General features: G+C 69.6%; 13 protein-coding genes and 1 riboswitch. Of the genes, 11 read left to right on the forward strand and 2 right to left on the reverse strand.

Annotated features, from left to right (window positions below):
* Positions 1 to 185 precede the first annotated feature (185 nt).
* The 10 genes from ACZ45Z_RS27055 to ACZ45Z_RS27100 all read left to right on the forward strand — a co-directional run bounded on the left by ACZ45Z_RS27055 (position 186) and on the right by ACZ45Z_RS27100 (position 10,350).
* On the forward strand, positions 186 to 794 hold the full coding sequence (locus ACZ45Z_RS27055; protein ID WP_468367502.1) for a CDP-alcohol phosphatidyltransferase family protein: 609 nt from the start codon (positions 186 to 188) through the stop codon (positions 792 to 794).
* A 115-nt stretch (positions 795 to 909) separates the two neighbouring features.
* Entirely contained in the window at positions 910 to 3,405 is a 2,496-nt protein-coding gene (locus ACZ45Z_RS27060; protein ID WP_468367505.1) for a sugar phosphate nucleotidyltransferase, read from the forward strand.
* A 75-nt stretch (positions 3,406 to 3,480) separates the two neighbouring features.
* Positions 3,481 to 4,413, forward strand: a complete 933-nt coding sequence (locus ACZ45Z_RS27065; RefSeq protein ID WP_468367507.1) for a DUF881 domain-containing protein — start codon at positions 3,481 to 3,483, stop codon at positions 4,411 to 4,413.
* Positions 4,410 to 4,742 (forward strand): small basic family protein, encoded by a 333-nt coding sequence (locus ACZ45Z_RS27070; RefSeq protein ID WP_003984969.1) that lies wholly within the window; start codon positions 4,410 to 4,412, stop codon positions 4,740 to 4,742. Before ACZ45Z_RS27065 ends, ACZ45Z_RS27070 begins: the two co-directional genes overlap by 4 nt.
* Positions 4,743 to 4,747: 5 nt before the next feature.
* A complete protein-coding gene (locus ACZ45Z_RS27075; protein WP_468367510.1) occupies positions 4,748 to 5,797 on the forward strand; it encodes a DUF881 domain-containing protein in 1,050 nt (349 codons plus the stop codon).
* Positions 5,798 to 5,927: 130 nt separating this feature from the next.
* Positions 5,928 to 6,755: an FHA domain-containing protein gene (locus tag ACZ45Z_RS27080; protein ID WP_468367513.1), complete on the forward strand. Its 828-nt coding sequence runs from the start codon at positions 5,928 to 5,930 to the stop codon at positions 6,753 to 6,755.
* A 17-nt stretch (positions 6,756 to 6,772) separates the two neighbouring features.
* On the forward strand, positions 6,773 to 7,522 hold the full coding sequence (gene ftsR / locus ACZ45Z_RS27085; RefSeq protein WP_468367516.1) for a transcriptional regulator FtsR: 750 nt from the start codon (positions 6,773 to 6,775) through the stop codon (positions 7,520 to 7,522).
* Positions 7,523 to 7,575: 53 nt separating this feature from the next.
* On the forward strand, positions 7,576 to 8,049 hold the full coding sequence (locus ACZ45Z_RS27090) for a bifunctional nuclease family protein (RefSeq protein ID WP_468367519.1): 474 nt from the start codon (positions 7,576 to 7,578) through the stop codon (positions 8,047 to 8,049).
* A 185-nt stretch (positions 8,050 to 8,234) separates the two neighbouring features.
* Entirely contained in the window at positions 8,235 to 8,840 is a 606-nt protein-coding gene (locus tag ACZ45Z_RS27095; RefSeq protein ID WP_468367521.1) for a MerR family transcriptional regulator, read from the forward strand.
* A 67-nt stretch (positions 8,841 to 8,907) separates the two neighbouring features.
* Positions 8,908 to 10,350 (forward strand): DNA polymerase IV, encoded by a 1,443-nt coding sequence (locus ACZ45Z_RS27100; protein ID WP_468367523.1) that lies wholly within the window; start codon positions 8,908 to 8,910, stop codon positions 10,348 to 10,350.
* On the opposite strand, the gene ACZ45Z_RS27105 is transcribed toward ACZ45Z_RS27100, so the two are convergent.
* On the reverse strand, positions 10,266 to 10,643 hold the full coding sequence (locus ACZ45Z_RS27105) for a PRC-barrel domain-containing protein (protein WP_468367526.1): 378 nt from the start codon (positions 10,641 to 10,643) through the stop codon (positions 10,266 to 10,268). The two genes, ACZ45Z_RS27100 and ACZ45Z_RS27105, sit on opposite strands and share 85 nt — an antisense overlap.
* 115 nt (positions 10,644 to 10,758) lie before the next feature.
* A riboswitch (glycine riboswitch) is annotated at positions 10,759 to 10,856 on the forward strand.
* 187 nt (positions 10,857 to 11,043) lie between these two features.
* Between ACZ45Z_RS27105 and gcvP the strand changes: the two genes are divergently transcribed.
* On the forward strand, positions 11,044 to 13,929 hold the full coding sequence (gcvP, locus tag ACZ45Z_RS27110) for an aminomethyl-transferring glycine dehydrogenase (protein WP_468367528.1): 2,886 nt from the start codon (positions 11,044 to 11,046) through the stop codon (positions 13,927 to 13,929).
* Between the two features lie 80 nt (positions 13,930 to 14,009).
* Here gcvP and ACZ45Z_RS27115 read toward each other — a convergent pair whose 3' ends face one another.
* Positions 14,010 to 14,216, reverse strand: a complete 207-nt coding sequence (locus ACZ45Z_RS27115) for a DUF5999 family protein (protein ID WP_468367531.1) — start codon at positions 14,214 to 14,216, stop codon at positions 14,010 to 14,012.
* Positions 14,217 to 14,593: the final 377 nt, after the last annotated feature.

Genomic DNA, 14,593 nt, shown 5'->3' on the forward strand with positions numbered 1-14,593 from the left:
GATGGTACTGCAGGGGGGACCCTGTGGGAGAGTAGGACGCCGCCGAACAATTTTTGTGAAAGCCCCGTGGGAACTTCGGTTCCCGCGGGGCTTTTCGCGTTCCCGGGACCCGCGGCACCGGGTCGCCGGCCGGCCAGGTAAGGTCAGGGGGCATCATTGGCACATTTCCCACAGGAGGCCCCCGCGTGGAGGTCCAGGAGACGCGGGTCCAGACGGATCGCGTCCTCACCATCCCCAATATCCTGAGCATGGCGCGCCTCGTCGGCGTGCCCGTGTTCCTGTGGCTGATCCTGTGGCCGAAATTCGGCGGCCCCGACACCAACCTCTGGGCACTGCTGGTCCTCGCTCTGAGCGGGGTCAGTGACTACCTGGACGGCAAGCTCGCCCGGCGCTGGAACCAGGTGAGCCGTCTGGGCCGGATCCTCGACCCGGCCGCCGACCGCCTCTACATCCTCTCCACTCTCGTCGGCCTCACCTGGCGCGAGATCCTTCCGCTTTGGCTCACCGCGGCCTTGCTGGCGCGGGAACTGATGCTGCTGATCGCCGTCGGATTTCTCGGACGCCACGGATACGGTCCTCCCCAGGTGAACTTCCTGGGCAAAGCGGCTACGTTCAACTTGATGTATGCCTTCCCCCTGCTTCTGCTGAGTGAGGGGAGTGGCTGGCTTCACACACTCGCTGCTATTTTCGGATGGGCGTTCGCCGGATGGGGTACGGCGCTCTATTGGTGGGCAGGGATCCTCTACGTGGTCCAGGTCCGCCGACTCATCCGGGCGGACACCACAGCCGACTGAGCTCGCCTGATGGCGGATCGCGCCAAGGCCCGTAGCCCCTGGGTGCGTACAGTGGTTGGTCTTGGCAAGTGAAGTCGGCAAGCCCGTCGTCTCTTTAGAGGAGGACGCTTCCGACATGAAGGCCGTTGTGATGGCCGGCGGCGAAGGCACGCGACTTCGCCCCATGACGTCCAGCATGCCCAAGCCGCTGCTGCCGGTGGCCAATAGGCCCATCATGGAGCACGTGCTGAGGCTGCTGAAACGGCATGGTCTCACTGAGACCGTTGTGACCGTACAATTCCTCGCCTCGCTCGTTCGCAACTATTTCGGCGACGGGGAAGAGCTCGGCATGGAGCTCACGTACGCCAATGAGGAAAAGCCCCTGGGCACCGCAGGCAGCGTGAAAAACGCCGAGGAAGCCCTCCGGGACGATGCCTTCCTGGTCATCTCCGGTGATGCTCTCACCGACTTCGACCTCACCGACCTGATTCGCTTCCACAAGGAAAAGGGCGCCCTCGTCACCGTTTGTCTGACGAGGGTTCCCAATCCCCTGGAGTTCGGCATCACCATCGTCGACGAAGCGGGCAAGGTCGAGCGGTTCCTGGAAAAGCCCACCTGGGGTCAGGTCTTCTCGGACACCGTCAACACCGGCATCTACGTGATGGAGCCGGAAGTCTTCGACTATTTCGATCCGGACGTTCCGGTTGACTGGTCCGGCGATGTGTTCCCGCAGCTCATGAAGGAAGGCAAGCCGATCTACGGCTATGTCGCCGAGGGCTACTGGGAGGACGTCGGCACGCACGAGAGTTATGTGAAGGCCCAGGCCGACGTGCTCGAAGGAAAAGTCGATGTCGATATCGACGGCTTCGAGATCTCGCCGGGCGTATGGGTCGCCGAAGGCGCCGAGGTCCACCCGGACGCCGTACTGCGCGGGCCGCTGTACATCGGTGACTACGCCAAGGTGGAAGCGGACGTGGAGATCCGCGAGCACACCGTCGTCGGTTCCAACGTGGTCGTGAAGAGCGGCGCCTTCCTGCACAAGGCCGTGGTGCACGACAATGTCTACATCGGGCAGCACAGCAATCTCCGCGGCTGTGTCATCGGCAAGAACACCGACATCATGCGGGCCGCCCGGATCGAGGACGGCGCCGTCATCGGCGACGAATGCCTCATCGGCGAGGAATCGATCGTCCAGGGAAATGTGCGGGTCTACCCCTTCAAGACCATCGAAGCGGGCGCGTTCGTCAACACCTCGGTGATCTGGGAGTCCAGGGGCCAGGCGCATCTCTTCGGTGCGCGGGGCGTCTCCGGCATCCTCAATGTCGAGATCACCCCGGAACTCGCCGTCCGGCTCGCCGGCGCGTACGCCACCACGCTCAAGAAGGGCTCGACGGTCACCACCGCGCGTGACCACTCCAGGGGCGCGCGGGCGCTCAAACGCGCGGTGATCTCCGCCCTCCAGGCCAGCGCCATCGACGTACGCGACCTGGAGAACGTCCCGCTGCCGGTCGCCCGGCAGCAGACCGCCCGCGGCAGCGCCGGCGGGATCATGGTCCGTACGACGCCCGGCGTGCCGGACTCCGTCGACATCATGTTCATCGACGAGCGGGGCGCTGACCTCTCCCAGGCCGGGCAGCGCAAACTCGACCGGGTCTACGCCCGCCAGGAATACCGGCGCGCCTTCCCCGGCGAGATCGGTGATCTGCGCTTCCCCGCCAGCGTCTTCGACTCCTATACGGGCTCGCTGCTGCGGGCCGTGGATACCACCGGTATCAGTGAGGCCGGCCTGAAGGTCGTCGTGGACGCCTCCAACGGCAGCGCCGGCCTGGTCCTGCCCAGCCTCCTGGGCCGGCTCGGCGTGGACGCGCTGACGATCAACCCCGGTCTCGACGAGTCCCGGCCGACCGAGACCGCCGACGCGCGGCGCTCCGGCCTGGTCCGGCTCGGTGAGATCGTGGCCTCCGCGCGGGCGGCCTTCGGCGTGCGCTTCGACCCCGTAGGTGAACGGCTGTCGCTGGTGGACGAGCGCGGCCGCATCATCGAGGACGACCGGGCGCTGCTGGTGATGCTGGACCTGGTGGCGGCCGAACGCCGCAGCGGACGCGTGGCGCTGCCGGTGACCACCACCCGCATCGCCGAGCAGGTGGCGGCGTACCACGGAACGCAGGTGGAGTGGACGACCACCTCGCCCGACGACCTGACCCGGGTGGGGCGCGCGGACGGCACGGTCTTCGGCGGGGACGGTCTGGGCGGCTTCATCATCCCGGAGTTCAGCAGCGTCTTCGACGGTGCCGCCGCGTTCGTCCGGCTGATCGGCCTGGTGGCGCGTACCCAGCTCACCCTGAGCCAGATCGACGCGCGGATCCCGCGGGCACATGTGCTGCGGCGGGACCTGGCGACGCCGTGGGCGGTCAAGGGCCTGGTCATGCGGCACGTGGTCGAGGCGGCCGGCGACCGGGACGTGGACACCACTGACGGTGTGCGGGTCGTGGAGGCCGACGGCCGCTGGGTGCTGGTGCTGCCCGACCCGGCCGAGGCGGTCACGCACCTGTGGGCGGAGGGCCCGGACGACGCATCCGCCCAGCAACTGCTCGACGAGTGGGCCGCCGTGGTGGACAGCGCGGGTCGGTGATCTTGTCCCCACCGGCGTGCCGCGATCGGGCACGCCGGTGGGGCCATTGGGAGTGCGCACCGCCGACGTGCGACGATGTGCGGCATGTCGCAGCAGCGCCCCGATCGGAGCCCCACCAAGAAGCCGGCTGCGCGGCCCGATGCGTCCATGTCGCTGCTGACCAACGTGATGGATCACAGCCTTGACGACGGATACGCCGAGGCCGCCGCGCGGAAGTCCGCAGCAGGTGTACGTGGTCTGCCCCGCACGTTGCGGGCGAAGTTGGGCCTGGCGGCGGGCCTGGTGCTCGCGGCGGTCGTGGTGACCGTGGGCGCGGCCCAGGCGCGGATAGCGGCCCCCACGCTGGCCAAGGAACGCGAAGAGCTGATCAACCGCATCCAGAAGGGCACCGCAGAGGCGGACAAGGTGCAGCGGCGGGTGGACGCGCTGCGGGATTCCGTCAGCAGGATGCAGAGCCAGGCGCTGAAGGAGCACGGCGGCGCCAAGGCCGATCTCCTGGCGCTGCTGGCCGGTTCGACGGAGGTCACCGGGCCGGGTGTGAAACTCGTCGTGGACGACGCGAAGGAGGCGGAGTCCAGCGGCGGCGGACCGCGCGAGAGCAGTGGTTTCTCGGACACCGGCCGGGTACGTGACCGAGATATGCAACGCGTCGTCAACGGCTTGTGGGAGTCCGGTGCCGAGGCCATCTCCGTCAATGGGCAGCGGCTTACGTCACTCTCGGCGATCAGAGCCGCGGGAGACGCCATACTGGTCGACAACAAGCCACTGGTACCGCCTTATACGGTGCTGGCGGTGGGGGACGGGCAGCGGCTCAGCACCGCGTTCCAGGACAGCGCGGACGGCCAGTACCTGCACGTGTTGCAGGAGAACTACGGCGTACGCACCAGGATTTCCGCCGAGAGCGAGGTCAGGCTGCCGCCCGCGCCAAGTTTGATCGTTCGTACAGCAAAGCCGCAGGCCGGCGCCGCGAAATCGGACGGCGCCGACACAGGGAAGGGCACATCGTGATCGCCGTACTGGGCCTCATCGTGGGAGTCGTGGTCGGACTTGTGGTCCGACCCGTGGTGCCGACGGTGGTCGAGCCCTACTTGCCGATCGCTGTCGTCGCGGCGCTGGACGCCGTCTTCGGTGGTCTGCGCGCGATGCTGGACGGCATCTTCGACGACAAGGTCTTCGTGGTCTCCTTCCTGTCGAACGTCGTCGTCGCCGCGCTGATCGTCTTCCTGGGCGACAAGTTGGGCGTCGGCGCCCAACTCTCCACAGGCGTGGTCGTCGTGCTGGGTATCCGGATCTTCTCCAACGCCGCCGCGATCCGCCGGCACGTCTTCAGGGCGTGAGGCGGATGTCGACGAACGAGACACCCGGGCCGGAGAAGAACGAACCGGACAAGCGCGAAGCGGACAAGCACGAACCGGCGAAGAACGAGCCGGCGAAGAACGATCCCGGGAGCGAGCCGGAGAACGGGCCGGAACCGCGGCCGGAACCGCGGCCGGACCGTCGGCCGACCGATCGGCAGCCGATGCCTCCCGCGAGCCCGGGCGTGCCCGAGCGGCCGCCGGCGGGAGACGACGCGAAGGGCGTACGACCGGAAGGCACGCCGTCGGCCGGGGACGACACGGCCGGTGCCGCCGCCCCGGAGCCGGCCGCGGAAGTGGGGACCGGGGAGCGTCCGGAGACCGGTCGGCAGCGGCTTTTGGCGAGCCTGTGGCCGCCGCGCCTGACCCGGGCTCAACTGATCGTCGCTCTCCTGCTGTTCATTCTCGGTCTCGGGCTGGCGATTCAGGTACGTTCCACCAGTGACAGCAGTGCGCTGCGGGGCGCGCGCCAGGAGGACCTGGTGCGGATCCTGGACGAGCTGGACAACCGCTCCCAGCGGTTGACGGACGAACAGCGGCGCCTGGAAGGGCAGAAGACCGAGCTGGAGAACAGCTCGGACCAGGCCGAGGAGGCCCGTAAGCAGACCGTGGAGAAGGAACAGCAGTTGGGTGTGCTGGCCGGGACCGTCGCGGCGCAGGGGCCCGGCATCAACCTGGTCATCGACGATCCCACGCACTCCGTCGAGGCGGACAAACTGCTGGACACCATCCAGGAGCTGCGGGCGGCCGGAGCCGAGGCCATTCAGGTCAATCAGGTACGTGTCGTCGCGAACACCTATCTCTCGGATGTCCGGGGTGGCGTGGAGATCGACGGCAAGCGGGTCACACAGCCTTACCGTTTCAAGGTCATCGGCAGGCCCGCTGACCTGGAACCGGCGCTGAACATCCCTGGCGGGGTGGTGCAGACGCTGGAAAAGGAGCAGGCCAAGGTGGCTGTGACCCGTGAGGAGAAGATCATTGTGAGCGCCTTGCGAGAGGCGAAGCGGCCTGACTACTCTCGGTCGTCATCGCAGTGAGGCGGTCACCTATGGCGATGGCCCGGGGAGGGCATGAGGTAACGGGGGGTCGACGCACCGTGTACGTGGTGTGTGATGGAAACTGTCTGAAGGCCACGGACGTTCACAGGATGTCCGGATCGGCCGGTGTGTGCATCGAGGGTTCGTCCTGCCCCACGGGCGGGTCTGTTTCGTTCAAGGGGAATCGCCCGTGAAGTTGTTTGGAAAGCTGTTCGGCAAGAGCGCACGCCAGGAGGGCGGGCCGGCGCGGCACCGCGCCCAGCGCCAGTCCGATGAGGGCGCCGCCGGCGAGGAGCGCCCGCTGTTCCGTGACGAGGTCGGCGGTCCGTCCGGGGGGCACGGCGCGGGTTCCGTTGACCCCTCCGGGGCAGGCCGCATAGGTTCCCAGGAACCATCGGCCGCACGCACGGGTGGAGGGTCTTTGCCGGTATGTACGAGGTGCGGGCACCGGAACGCCGAGGCGAGCCGGTTCTGCTCCAACTGCGGTGCGCCGCTGCGTCCGGGCGCCCAGCCCGAGCGCGCGTCCGAGACGACCTCGACGATCTCCATCTCGGGACTCGAGGCCTATGACGCGGAGGCGACGGGCCAGACCCTGACGCCGTCGCTGTCCCCCGAGGCCCAGGCGGCCGTCGACGCCCTTCCTCCGGGTTCGGCGCTGCTGGTCGTCCGCCGGGGCCCGAACTCCGGCAGTCGTTTCCTGCTGGACGGCGAGCTGACGACGGCGGGGCGGCATCCGCAGAGCGACATCTTCCTCGACGACGTGACGGTCTCGCGCCGCCATGTGGAGTTCCGTCGCGGCCAGGACGGCGGCTTCACGGTTGCCGACGTGGGCAGTCTGAACGGCACCTACGTCAACCGTGAGCGGATCGACTCCGTCGCCCTCGCCAACGGCGACGAGGTGCAGATCGGCAAGTACCGCCTGGTCTTCTACGCGAGCCAGCGAGGCGCCGGTATCTGACCGGCCAGGGAAGGCATATGCGCCATACACCGACAGGCGGTGCCGGCTCGGCCGGCACCGCCGCCTCGGACAGCAAGCCGGTGAGCATCGGCACGGTGCTCACCTTGCTGCGCGAGGAATTTCCCGAGGTCACCATCTCCAAGATCCGCTTCCTGGAGGCCGAGGGACTGGTCGAACCGAAGCGCACGCCTTCCGGGTACCGCAAATTCACCGCGGCGGACGTCGAGCGGCTGGCCGGCGTCCTGCGCATGCAGCGGGACCACTATCTGCCGCTGAAGGTCATCAAGGAGCATTTGGACGCCCTGGAGCGCGGCGAGCCGGTGCGGCTGCCCGCCCCCGCCACGCCCTCCCGTGACCTGGTGGAAGGTGTCCACGACCCGGACGGGGAGCGGCCGACGGCCGTCCGGATCGGGCGGGCCGAGCTGCTGGCCGCCGCCGAGGTGGAGGAGGCGGCGCTCGCGGACTGGGAGTCGTACGGCCTTATCGTCCCCGACGCGGAGGGCACCTACGACGTCGAGGCCGTCACCGTGGCCAGGCTTGTGGCCGATCTGGGGCGCTTCGGTCTCGAACCGCGCCATCTGCGGGCCGTGAAAGCGGCCGCCGAACGCGAGGCCGGCCTGGTCGAACAGGTCGTCGCACCCCTTCGTCGGCACCGTAATCCGCAGACCAGGGCGCATGCCGAGGCCACCGCGCGAGAGCTGGCGACACTGTCCGTACGGCTCCACGCGGCGCTGGTCCAGACCGCCCTGCGGGTTCGCCTGCAGTGAGCAAACGAGTGCCCGACTACCCAAACCGGCCGGGCACGTCCTAGGGTTGCTATGTGAACGAGCTCGACGTCGTGGGTGTCCGGGTGGAAATGCCTTCCAGCCAACCGATCGTGCTCCTGCGGGAGGTGGGAGGCGATCGCTACTTGCCCATTTGGATCGGGCCAGGGGAGGCGACCGCCATTGCCTTCGCCCAGCAGGGCATGGTCCCTGCCAGGCCGCTGACGCACGACCTTTTCAAGGACGTGCTGGACGCGGTGGGCCAGGAGCTGACGCAGGTCCGCATCACGGACCTGCGCGAGGGGGTGTTCTATGCCGAACTGGTCTTCGCCAGCGGCGTGGAGGTCAGCGCACGGCCGTCCGACGCGATAGCGCTGGCGCTGCGCACCGGTACGCCGATCTTCGGTACGGACGGTGTGCTGGACGACGCGGGGATCGCCATCCCGGACGAGCAGGAGGACGAGGTGGAGAAGTTCCGCGAGTTCCTCGACCAGATCTCGCCCGAGGACTTCGGCACCAACAGCCAGTGACTTCGGCCGCCCGGCGGCTAATTCAGGCCAAACCTTTCAGCCTTCCCCGTCTCGGGACACGAGAAACCACTCGTAGGGTGATTATCACTCGGCGTGGCGAGCGCGGCGATCGTTGACGCACCCCGGGTGACTGCATACCGTCGATATGGCAGGTCCCGTCCGGGACGTGGAGGACGGAGGGCGGCGTGGCAATCACCGGCGACGGTATGGCGGCGGAAGGGGCGTTGCCGCTCCACTCGGGCGCGGCGGCGAACCGTGCACCGGCACAGGCCGCGGCGGTGTCGGGAGACCGCGAGGCGCAGACCATCGGCTACCGCGGCCCCACCGCGTGCGCGGCGGCGGGCATCACCTACCGGCAGCTCGACTACTGGGCGCGTACGGGCCTGGTGGAGCCGAGCGTCCGGCCGGCCTACGGTTCCGGCACGCAGCGGCTCTACAGCTTCCGCGACGTCGTCGTCCTGAAGATCGTCAAGCGGCTGCTGGACACCGGGGTGTCGTTGCAGAACATCCGTACCGCCGTCCAGCACCTGCGCGAGCGCGGCCTGGCCGATCTGACGCGGATGACGCTGATGAGCGATGGCGCCACGGTCTACGAGTGCACCTCGCCCGACCAGGTCGTCGACCTGCTCCAGGGTGGCCAGGGTGTCTTCGGCATCGCCGTCGGAGTGGTGTGGCGCGATGTGGAAGGCGCGCTGTCCCAGTTGCACGGCGAGCGGGTGGACACCGGCGAGACGCTGATCGGGAAGAACCCGCACGACGAGCTGGCGCGGCGGCGCAACCGGGCGGTCTGAGCGCGCGGGCGCCGGTCCGGGCCCGGCCGGGGGCCGATTGTCAGTGGCGTAGGGCAGCATCAGACATGTGAGACGTGCGCCGACGATCCTGCATCTGGACATGGATGCGTTCTTCGCGGCCGCCGAGCAGGCGGCCAAGCCGAGCCTGCGCGGGAAGCCCGTGGTCGTCGGCGGGATCGGGCCGCGCGGCGTCGTCTCCACCGCCTCCTACGAGGCCCGGGTCTTCGGTGTCCGGTCCGCCATGCCCACCGCCCAGGCGCGCCGGCTGTGCCCCAACGCGGCCTATCTCAGTCCGCGCTTCACCCTCTACCGCCAGGTGAGTGACACGGTCATGGAGCTGCTCCAGGCGCTGTCGCCGCTGGTGGAGCCGCTGAGCCTGGACGAGGCGTTCGTGGATCTGGAAGCGGGTGGCGTCGTGGCCCGGACGTCGGTCGTGCGGGCCGTGGGCGAGCGGCTGCGCCGGGACATCCATGACGCCACCGGTCTGACCGGGTCCGTGGGGCTCGCCGGGGCCAAGATGCTGGCGAAGATCGCGTCGGAGGCGGCGAAGCCGGACGGCCTGGTGGTGATCGAGCCGGGCACCGAGCGGGAGCTCCTGGGGCCGATGCCGGTCCGGACGCTGCCCGGCGTGGGCCCGGCGACCGCCGAGGCGCTGCGGCGGGCCGGCATCCACACCGTCGCCGAGACCGCCGAGGCCGGGGAGGCCGAGCTGGTGCGGCTGCTGGGCAAATCCCACGGCGCCGGGCTCTATGCCATGGCGCTGGGCAAGGACGACCGTCCGGTGGTGGCCGATCGCGACGCGAAGTCCGTCTCCGTCGAGGACACCTTCGAGGTCGACGTGACCGACCGGACGCGGGTGCGCGCGGAGGTCCTGCGGCTCGCCGACCGCTGCGTGGAGCGGCTGCGGGCGGCCGGGCGCTCCGGACGCACGGTGGTGATCAAGGTGCGGAACTACGACTTCTCGACGCTGACCCGCTCCGAGACCCTGCGCGGGCCCACCGACGATCCCTCCGTCGTCCGGGAGGCGGCGACCCGGCTGCTGGAGACGGTCGACACGACGGGCGGGGTCCGGCTGCTGGGCGTGGGGGTGAGCGGGCTCGCCGACTACACCCAGGAGGACCTGTTCGCCCAGCTCGCGACGGAGCGGGAGGCGCAGGAGACGGCGAACGCGGTGGCCGAGCCGGCGGTGGACGTGACGGGCGGCGGGGAGCCCGAGGAGCCGCTGCCGCGGCGCTGGTATCCGGGGCTGGACGTGGTGCACGCCGAGTACGGCGCGGGGTGGGTGCAGGGCAGTGGGGTGGGAAGAGTGACCGTGCGCTTCGAGACACCGTGGTCCGCACCGGGAAGGGTGCGGACCTTTGCCGTCGACGACCCGGAGCTGCGGCCGGGGGAGCCCTTGCCGCTGGTGGGCGGCGAGCCGGGAAGTCAGTCCTCCGCGCCGGCGACCCGGCCGAAGTCCCTGTCGCCGGCCGAGGACACCGAGTCCGGTGAGGAGATATCGAGCCGGTAGTGGTGGTAGAGCTGGAGCTCCTGCTCGGGGGAGAGGTGCCGGCCGACACCGAAGTCCGGGGCGTCCTTGATCAGCTTGCGGTCGTAGGGGATGTGCAGCACGTCGCCGACCATCTCGCTCGGCTCCAGCGGCACGAACGCGTCCCTGCCGAACAGGCCCGTACGGACGGCGGCCCACTCCGGTTCTCCGGTCGCGTCATCGAGGTAGACCTCGTCGATCGTGCCGATCTTCTGGCCGTGCCGGTCGAACGCTTTGCGGCCGATCAGGCTCCGGGGATCGATGTCACTTTGCACGGCCCCTCCACGTTGGTCGCAACTGCCCTGTGACAACTACCAAACGGCACATTTCATGCCCCGGCCACTCGAAGGATCCCCCAGGTGGCACGCTGGTAGGCTGGCGAATGGCTGCAGACCCCATGCGGGAGAGTCCTTTGTCGTTCGCGACGGGGGCGCCGAAGGAGCAAATCCTCCCCGGAATCTCTCAGGCACACGTACCGCATGGACGAGGTCACTCTGGAAAGCAGGGCGGGCCACGGACAGCACAGCACCGGAACCCTTCCTCACCGACGGTGAAAGCCGGGCCGCAGCGGCGGTCCGGTGAAGCTCTCAGGTTGAGATGACAGAGGGGGAGGCCGTCCGGGCACCAGCGCCGTGGTGCCCCTCGTAGGTCGTATTGACCAGGAGGCCCCCGCAGATGACCACCAATCGCATCTCGTTGACCGAGCTCGAGCGCGGTACCCCCTTCGAGTACCGGCACATCGGTCCCGACCACGAGGCGCAGGCGAAGATGCTCGCGCACGTCGGTTTCGGCTCGCTGGACGAACTCACCGCCACGGCCGTACCCGACGTGATCAAGAGCGCCGAGGCGCTGGGGCTGCCGCAGGGCCGTTCCGAGGCCGAGGTCCTGGAGGAGCTGCGCAGCCTGGCGGACCGCAACCAGGTCCTGTCTTCCATGATCGGCCTCGGCTACTACGGCACGTTCACCCCGCCGGTGATCCTGCGCAACGTGATGGAGAACCCGTCCTGGTACACGGCGTACACGCCCTACCAGCCGGAGATCTCGCAGGGCCGCCTGGAGGCGCTGCTGAACTTCCAGACGATGGTCGCCGACCTGACCGGGCTGCCCACCTCCGGCGCGTCCCTGCTGGACGAGGGCACCGCGGCGGCCGAGGCCATGTCCCTCTCCCGCCGCGTCGGCAAGGTCAAGCAGGGCGTCTTCCTGGTCGACGCCGACTGCCTGCCGCAGACCATCGCCGTGCTCCAGACCCGCGCCGAGCCGACCGGCGTCGAGGTCGTCGTCGCCGACCTGAGCGACGGCATTCCCGCCGAGATCGCCGAGCGCGGCGTCTTCGGCGTCCTGCTCCAGTACCCGGGCGCCTCGGGCGCGGTCCGCGACCCGCGCGCCGTGATAGCGCGGGCGCAGGAGCTGGGCGCGGTGGTCACCGTCGCCGCCGACCTGCTCGCCCTGACGCTGCTGACCTCGCCCGGGGAGCTGGGCGCGGACATCGCCGTCGGCACCACGCAGCGCTTCGGTGTCCCGATGGGCTTCGGCGGACCGCACGCCGGCTTCATGGCCGTACGCGAGAAGTTCGCCCGCAGCCTGCCGGGCCGCCTGGTGGGCGTCTCCGTCGACGCCGACGGCAACAAGGCATACCGCCTCGCCCTGCAGACCCGCGAGCAGCACATCCGCCGCGAGAAGGCCACCAGCAACATCTGCACCGCGCAGGTGCTGCTCGCCGTCATGGCCGGAATGTACGCCGTTTACCACGGCCCCGACGGTCTGGCGGCCATCGCCCGGCGCACCCACCGCTACGCCACCGTCCTCGCCGAGGGGCTGCGCGCCGGCGGTGTGGAGATCGTGCACGACGCGTACTTCGACACGCTGACCGCACGGGTCCCCGGCCGGGCCGCCGAGGTCGTCGCCGCCGCCCGTGAGGCTGGTGTCAACCTCCGCCAGGTCGACGCCGACCTGATCGGCATCGCCTGCGACGAGACCACCGGGCGCGGACAGCTCGCCGGTGTCTGGGGCGCCTTCGGCGTCCAGGGCGACATCGAGCAGCTCGACGCGGCCGCGGCCGAGGCCCTGCCGTCCGCGCTGCTGCGCACCGACGACTACCTCGCCCACCCGGTCTTCCACCAGCACCGCTCCGAGACCGCGATGCTGCGCTACCTGCGCACCCTCGCGGACAAGGACTACGCGCTGGACCGCGGCATGATCCCGCTGGGCTCCTGCACGATGAAGCTCAACGCCACCACCGAGATGGAGCCGGTCACCTGGCCGGAATTCGGCCAGCTCCATCCGTTCGCGCCGGCCGGCCAGGCACAGGGCTACCTCACGCTCATCCAGGAGCTGGAGGAGCGGCTGGCCACCGTCACCGGCTACGACAAGGTCTCCCTCCAGCCGAACGCCGGCTCGCAGGGCGAGCTCGCCGGTCTGCTGGCCGTGCGGGCCTACCACCGCGCCAACGGCGACGAGCAGCGCACCGTCTGCCTGATCCCGTCCTCGGCGCACGGCACCAACGCCGCCAGCGCCGTCATGGCCGGCATGAAGGTCGTCGTCGTCAAGACCGGTGAGGACGGCGAGGTCGACGCCGACGACCTGCACGCCAAGATCGAGCAGTACCGCGACCAGCTCGCCGTGCTCATGGTCACCTACCCCTCGACGCACGGCGTGTTCGAGGAGCACATCACCCAGATCTGCGCCGCGGTGCACGACGTCGGCGGCCAGGTCTACGTCGACGGCGCCAACCTCAACGCGCTGGTCGGCCTCGCCGAGCCGGGCAAGTTCGGCGGCGACGTCTCGCACCTGAACCTGCACAAGACGTTCTGCATCCCGCACGGCGGCGGCGGTCCCGGCGTCGGCCCGGTCGGCGTCCGCGCCCACCTGGCGCCCTACCTCCCCAACCACCCGCTGCAGCCCTCCGCGGGCCCGGAGACGGGCGTGGGACCGATTTCCGCGGCGCCCTGGGGCTCGGCCGGCATCCTGCCGATCTCCTGGGCGTACGTCCGCCTGATGGGCGGCGAGGGCCTCAAGCGCGCCACCCAGGTCGCGGTCCTGAGCGCCAACTACATCGCCAAGCGGCTGGAGCCGCACTACCCGGTGCTCTACACCGGCCCGGGCGGGCTGGTCGCCCACGAGTGCATCATCGACGTCCGGCCGCTGACGAAGGCGACCGGTGTGAGCATCGACGATGTGGCCAAGCGCCTCATCGACTACGGCTTCCACGCGCCGACGATGTCCTTCCCGGTGGCCGGCACGCTGATGATCGAGCCGACCGAGAGCGAGGACCTCGACGAGCTGGACCGTTTCTGCGACGCGATGATCGCCATCCGTGCGGAGATCGAGAAGGTCGGCACGGGGGAGTGGGACAAGGACGACAACCCGCTGCGCAACGCCCCGCACACCGCGAACGCGCTGGCCGGCGACTGGGAGCACGCCTACACCCGCCAGGAGGCCGTCTTCCCGGCCGGCGTGGTGGCGGCGGAGAAGTACTGGCCGCCCGTACGCCGGATCGACGGTGCCTACGGCGACCGTAACCTCGTCTGCTCCTGCCCCCCGATGGAGGACTACGACGGCTGACGCGCCGCCTCACATCAAGGGCCCTCGGCATGCCGCCGGGGGCCCTGTTGTCCTTCTGGTGCGCTTCTCGCGTGCGCGGATCAGGCGGCGGTCACGACCCGGGCGCCGCCGAGCGGGCGGTGCGGGGCGATGACCTGCCCGTTCGGCAGGAGCTCACCGGTGTCCTCGAAGAGGAGGACGCCGTTGCACAGCAGGCTCCAACCCTGCTCCGGGTGGTGTGCCACGGGATGCGCGGCCTCCCGGTCGGTGGATTCCGCTGACGGGCATGGTGGCTGGTGCTGACACATGGATGTTGTCTTTCGCTGCGGTGTGGTGAACGTCGTCTTGCGGCTCGATGAGGTGGTCATGGCCGCTCCCCCGTTTCATCGGTCGGTCACAGTGTTGCCCTACGGGAGCGATTCCGCAGGGATTTCGCAGCAGCGGTACTCACTCGATATTGACGCGTCACCCATGCGGGCGGTTGCTCTCAATTCCGCCATGTCTCAGGCGCGTTGGGAGTGGTAACGGCGGACTAGCCCGCGCGGGTGAGAGCGCCGAGCGCCCCGCGGCCGGACGGGGCCACGGGGCATGCTCGTGCTTCAAGGCGTGGGGGGGGGGGGGGGGGGGGGGGGGGGGGGGGGGGGGGGGGGGGGGAGGAGGGGGGGGGGGGGGGGGGGGGGGGGGT

Source organism: Streptomyces sp. NPDC031210 (assembly GCF_055570395.1).

What these genes read in the sequence shown, in the direction of transcription:
- ACZ45Z_RS27060 (WP_468367505.1), top strand. Translation starts at nt 910, where the DNA reads ATGAAGGCCGTTGTGATGGCCGGCGGCGAAGGCACGCGACTTCGCCCC.
- ftsR (WP_468367516.1), top strand. Translation starts at nt 6,773, where the DNA reads ATGCGCCATACACCGACAGGCGGTGCCGGCTCGGCCGGCACCGCCGCC.
- ACZ45Z_RS27075 (WP_468367510.1), top strand. Translation starts at nt 4,748, where the DNA reads ATGTCGACGAACGAGACACCCGGGCCGGAGAAGAACGAACCGGACAAG.
- ACZ45Z_RS27065 (WP_468367507.1), top strand. Translation starts at nt 3,481, where the DNA reads ATGTGCGGCATGTCGCAGCAGCGCCCCGATCGGAGCCCCACCAAGAAG.
- ACZ45Z_RS27115 (WP_468367531.1), bottom strand. Translation starts at nt 14,216, where the DNA reads ATGTGTCAGCACCAGCCACCATGCCCGTCAGCGGAATCCACCGACCGG.
- gcvP (WP_468367528.1), top strand. Translation starts at nt 11,044, where the DNA reads ATGACCACCAATCGCATCTCGTTGACCGAGCTCGAGCGCGGTACCCCC.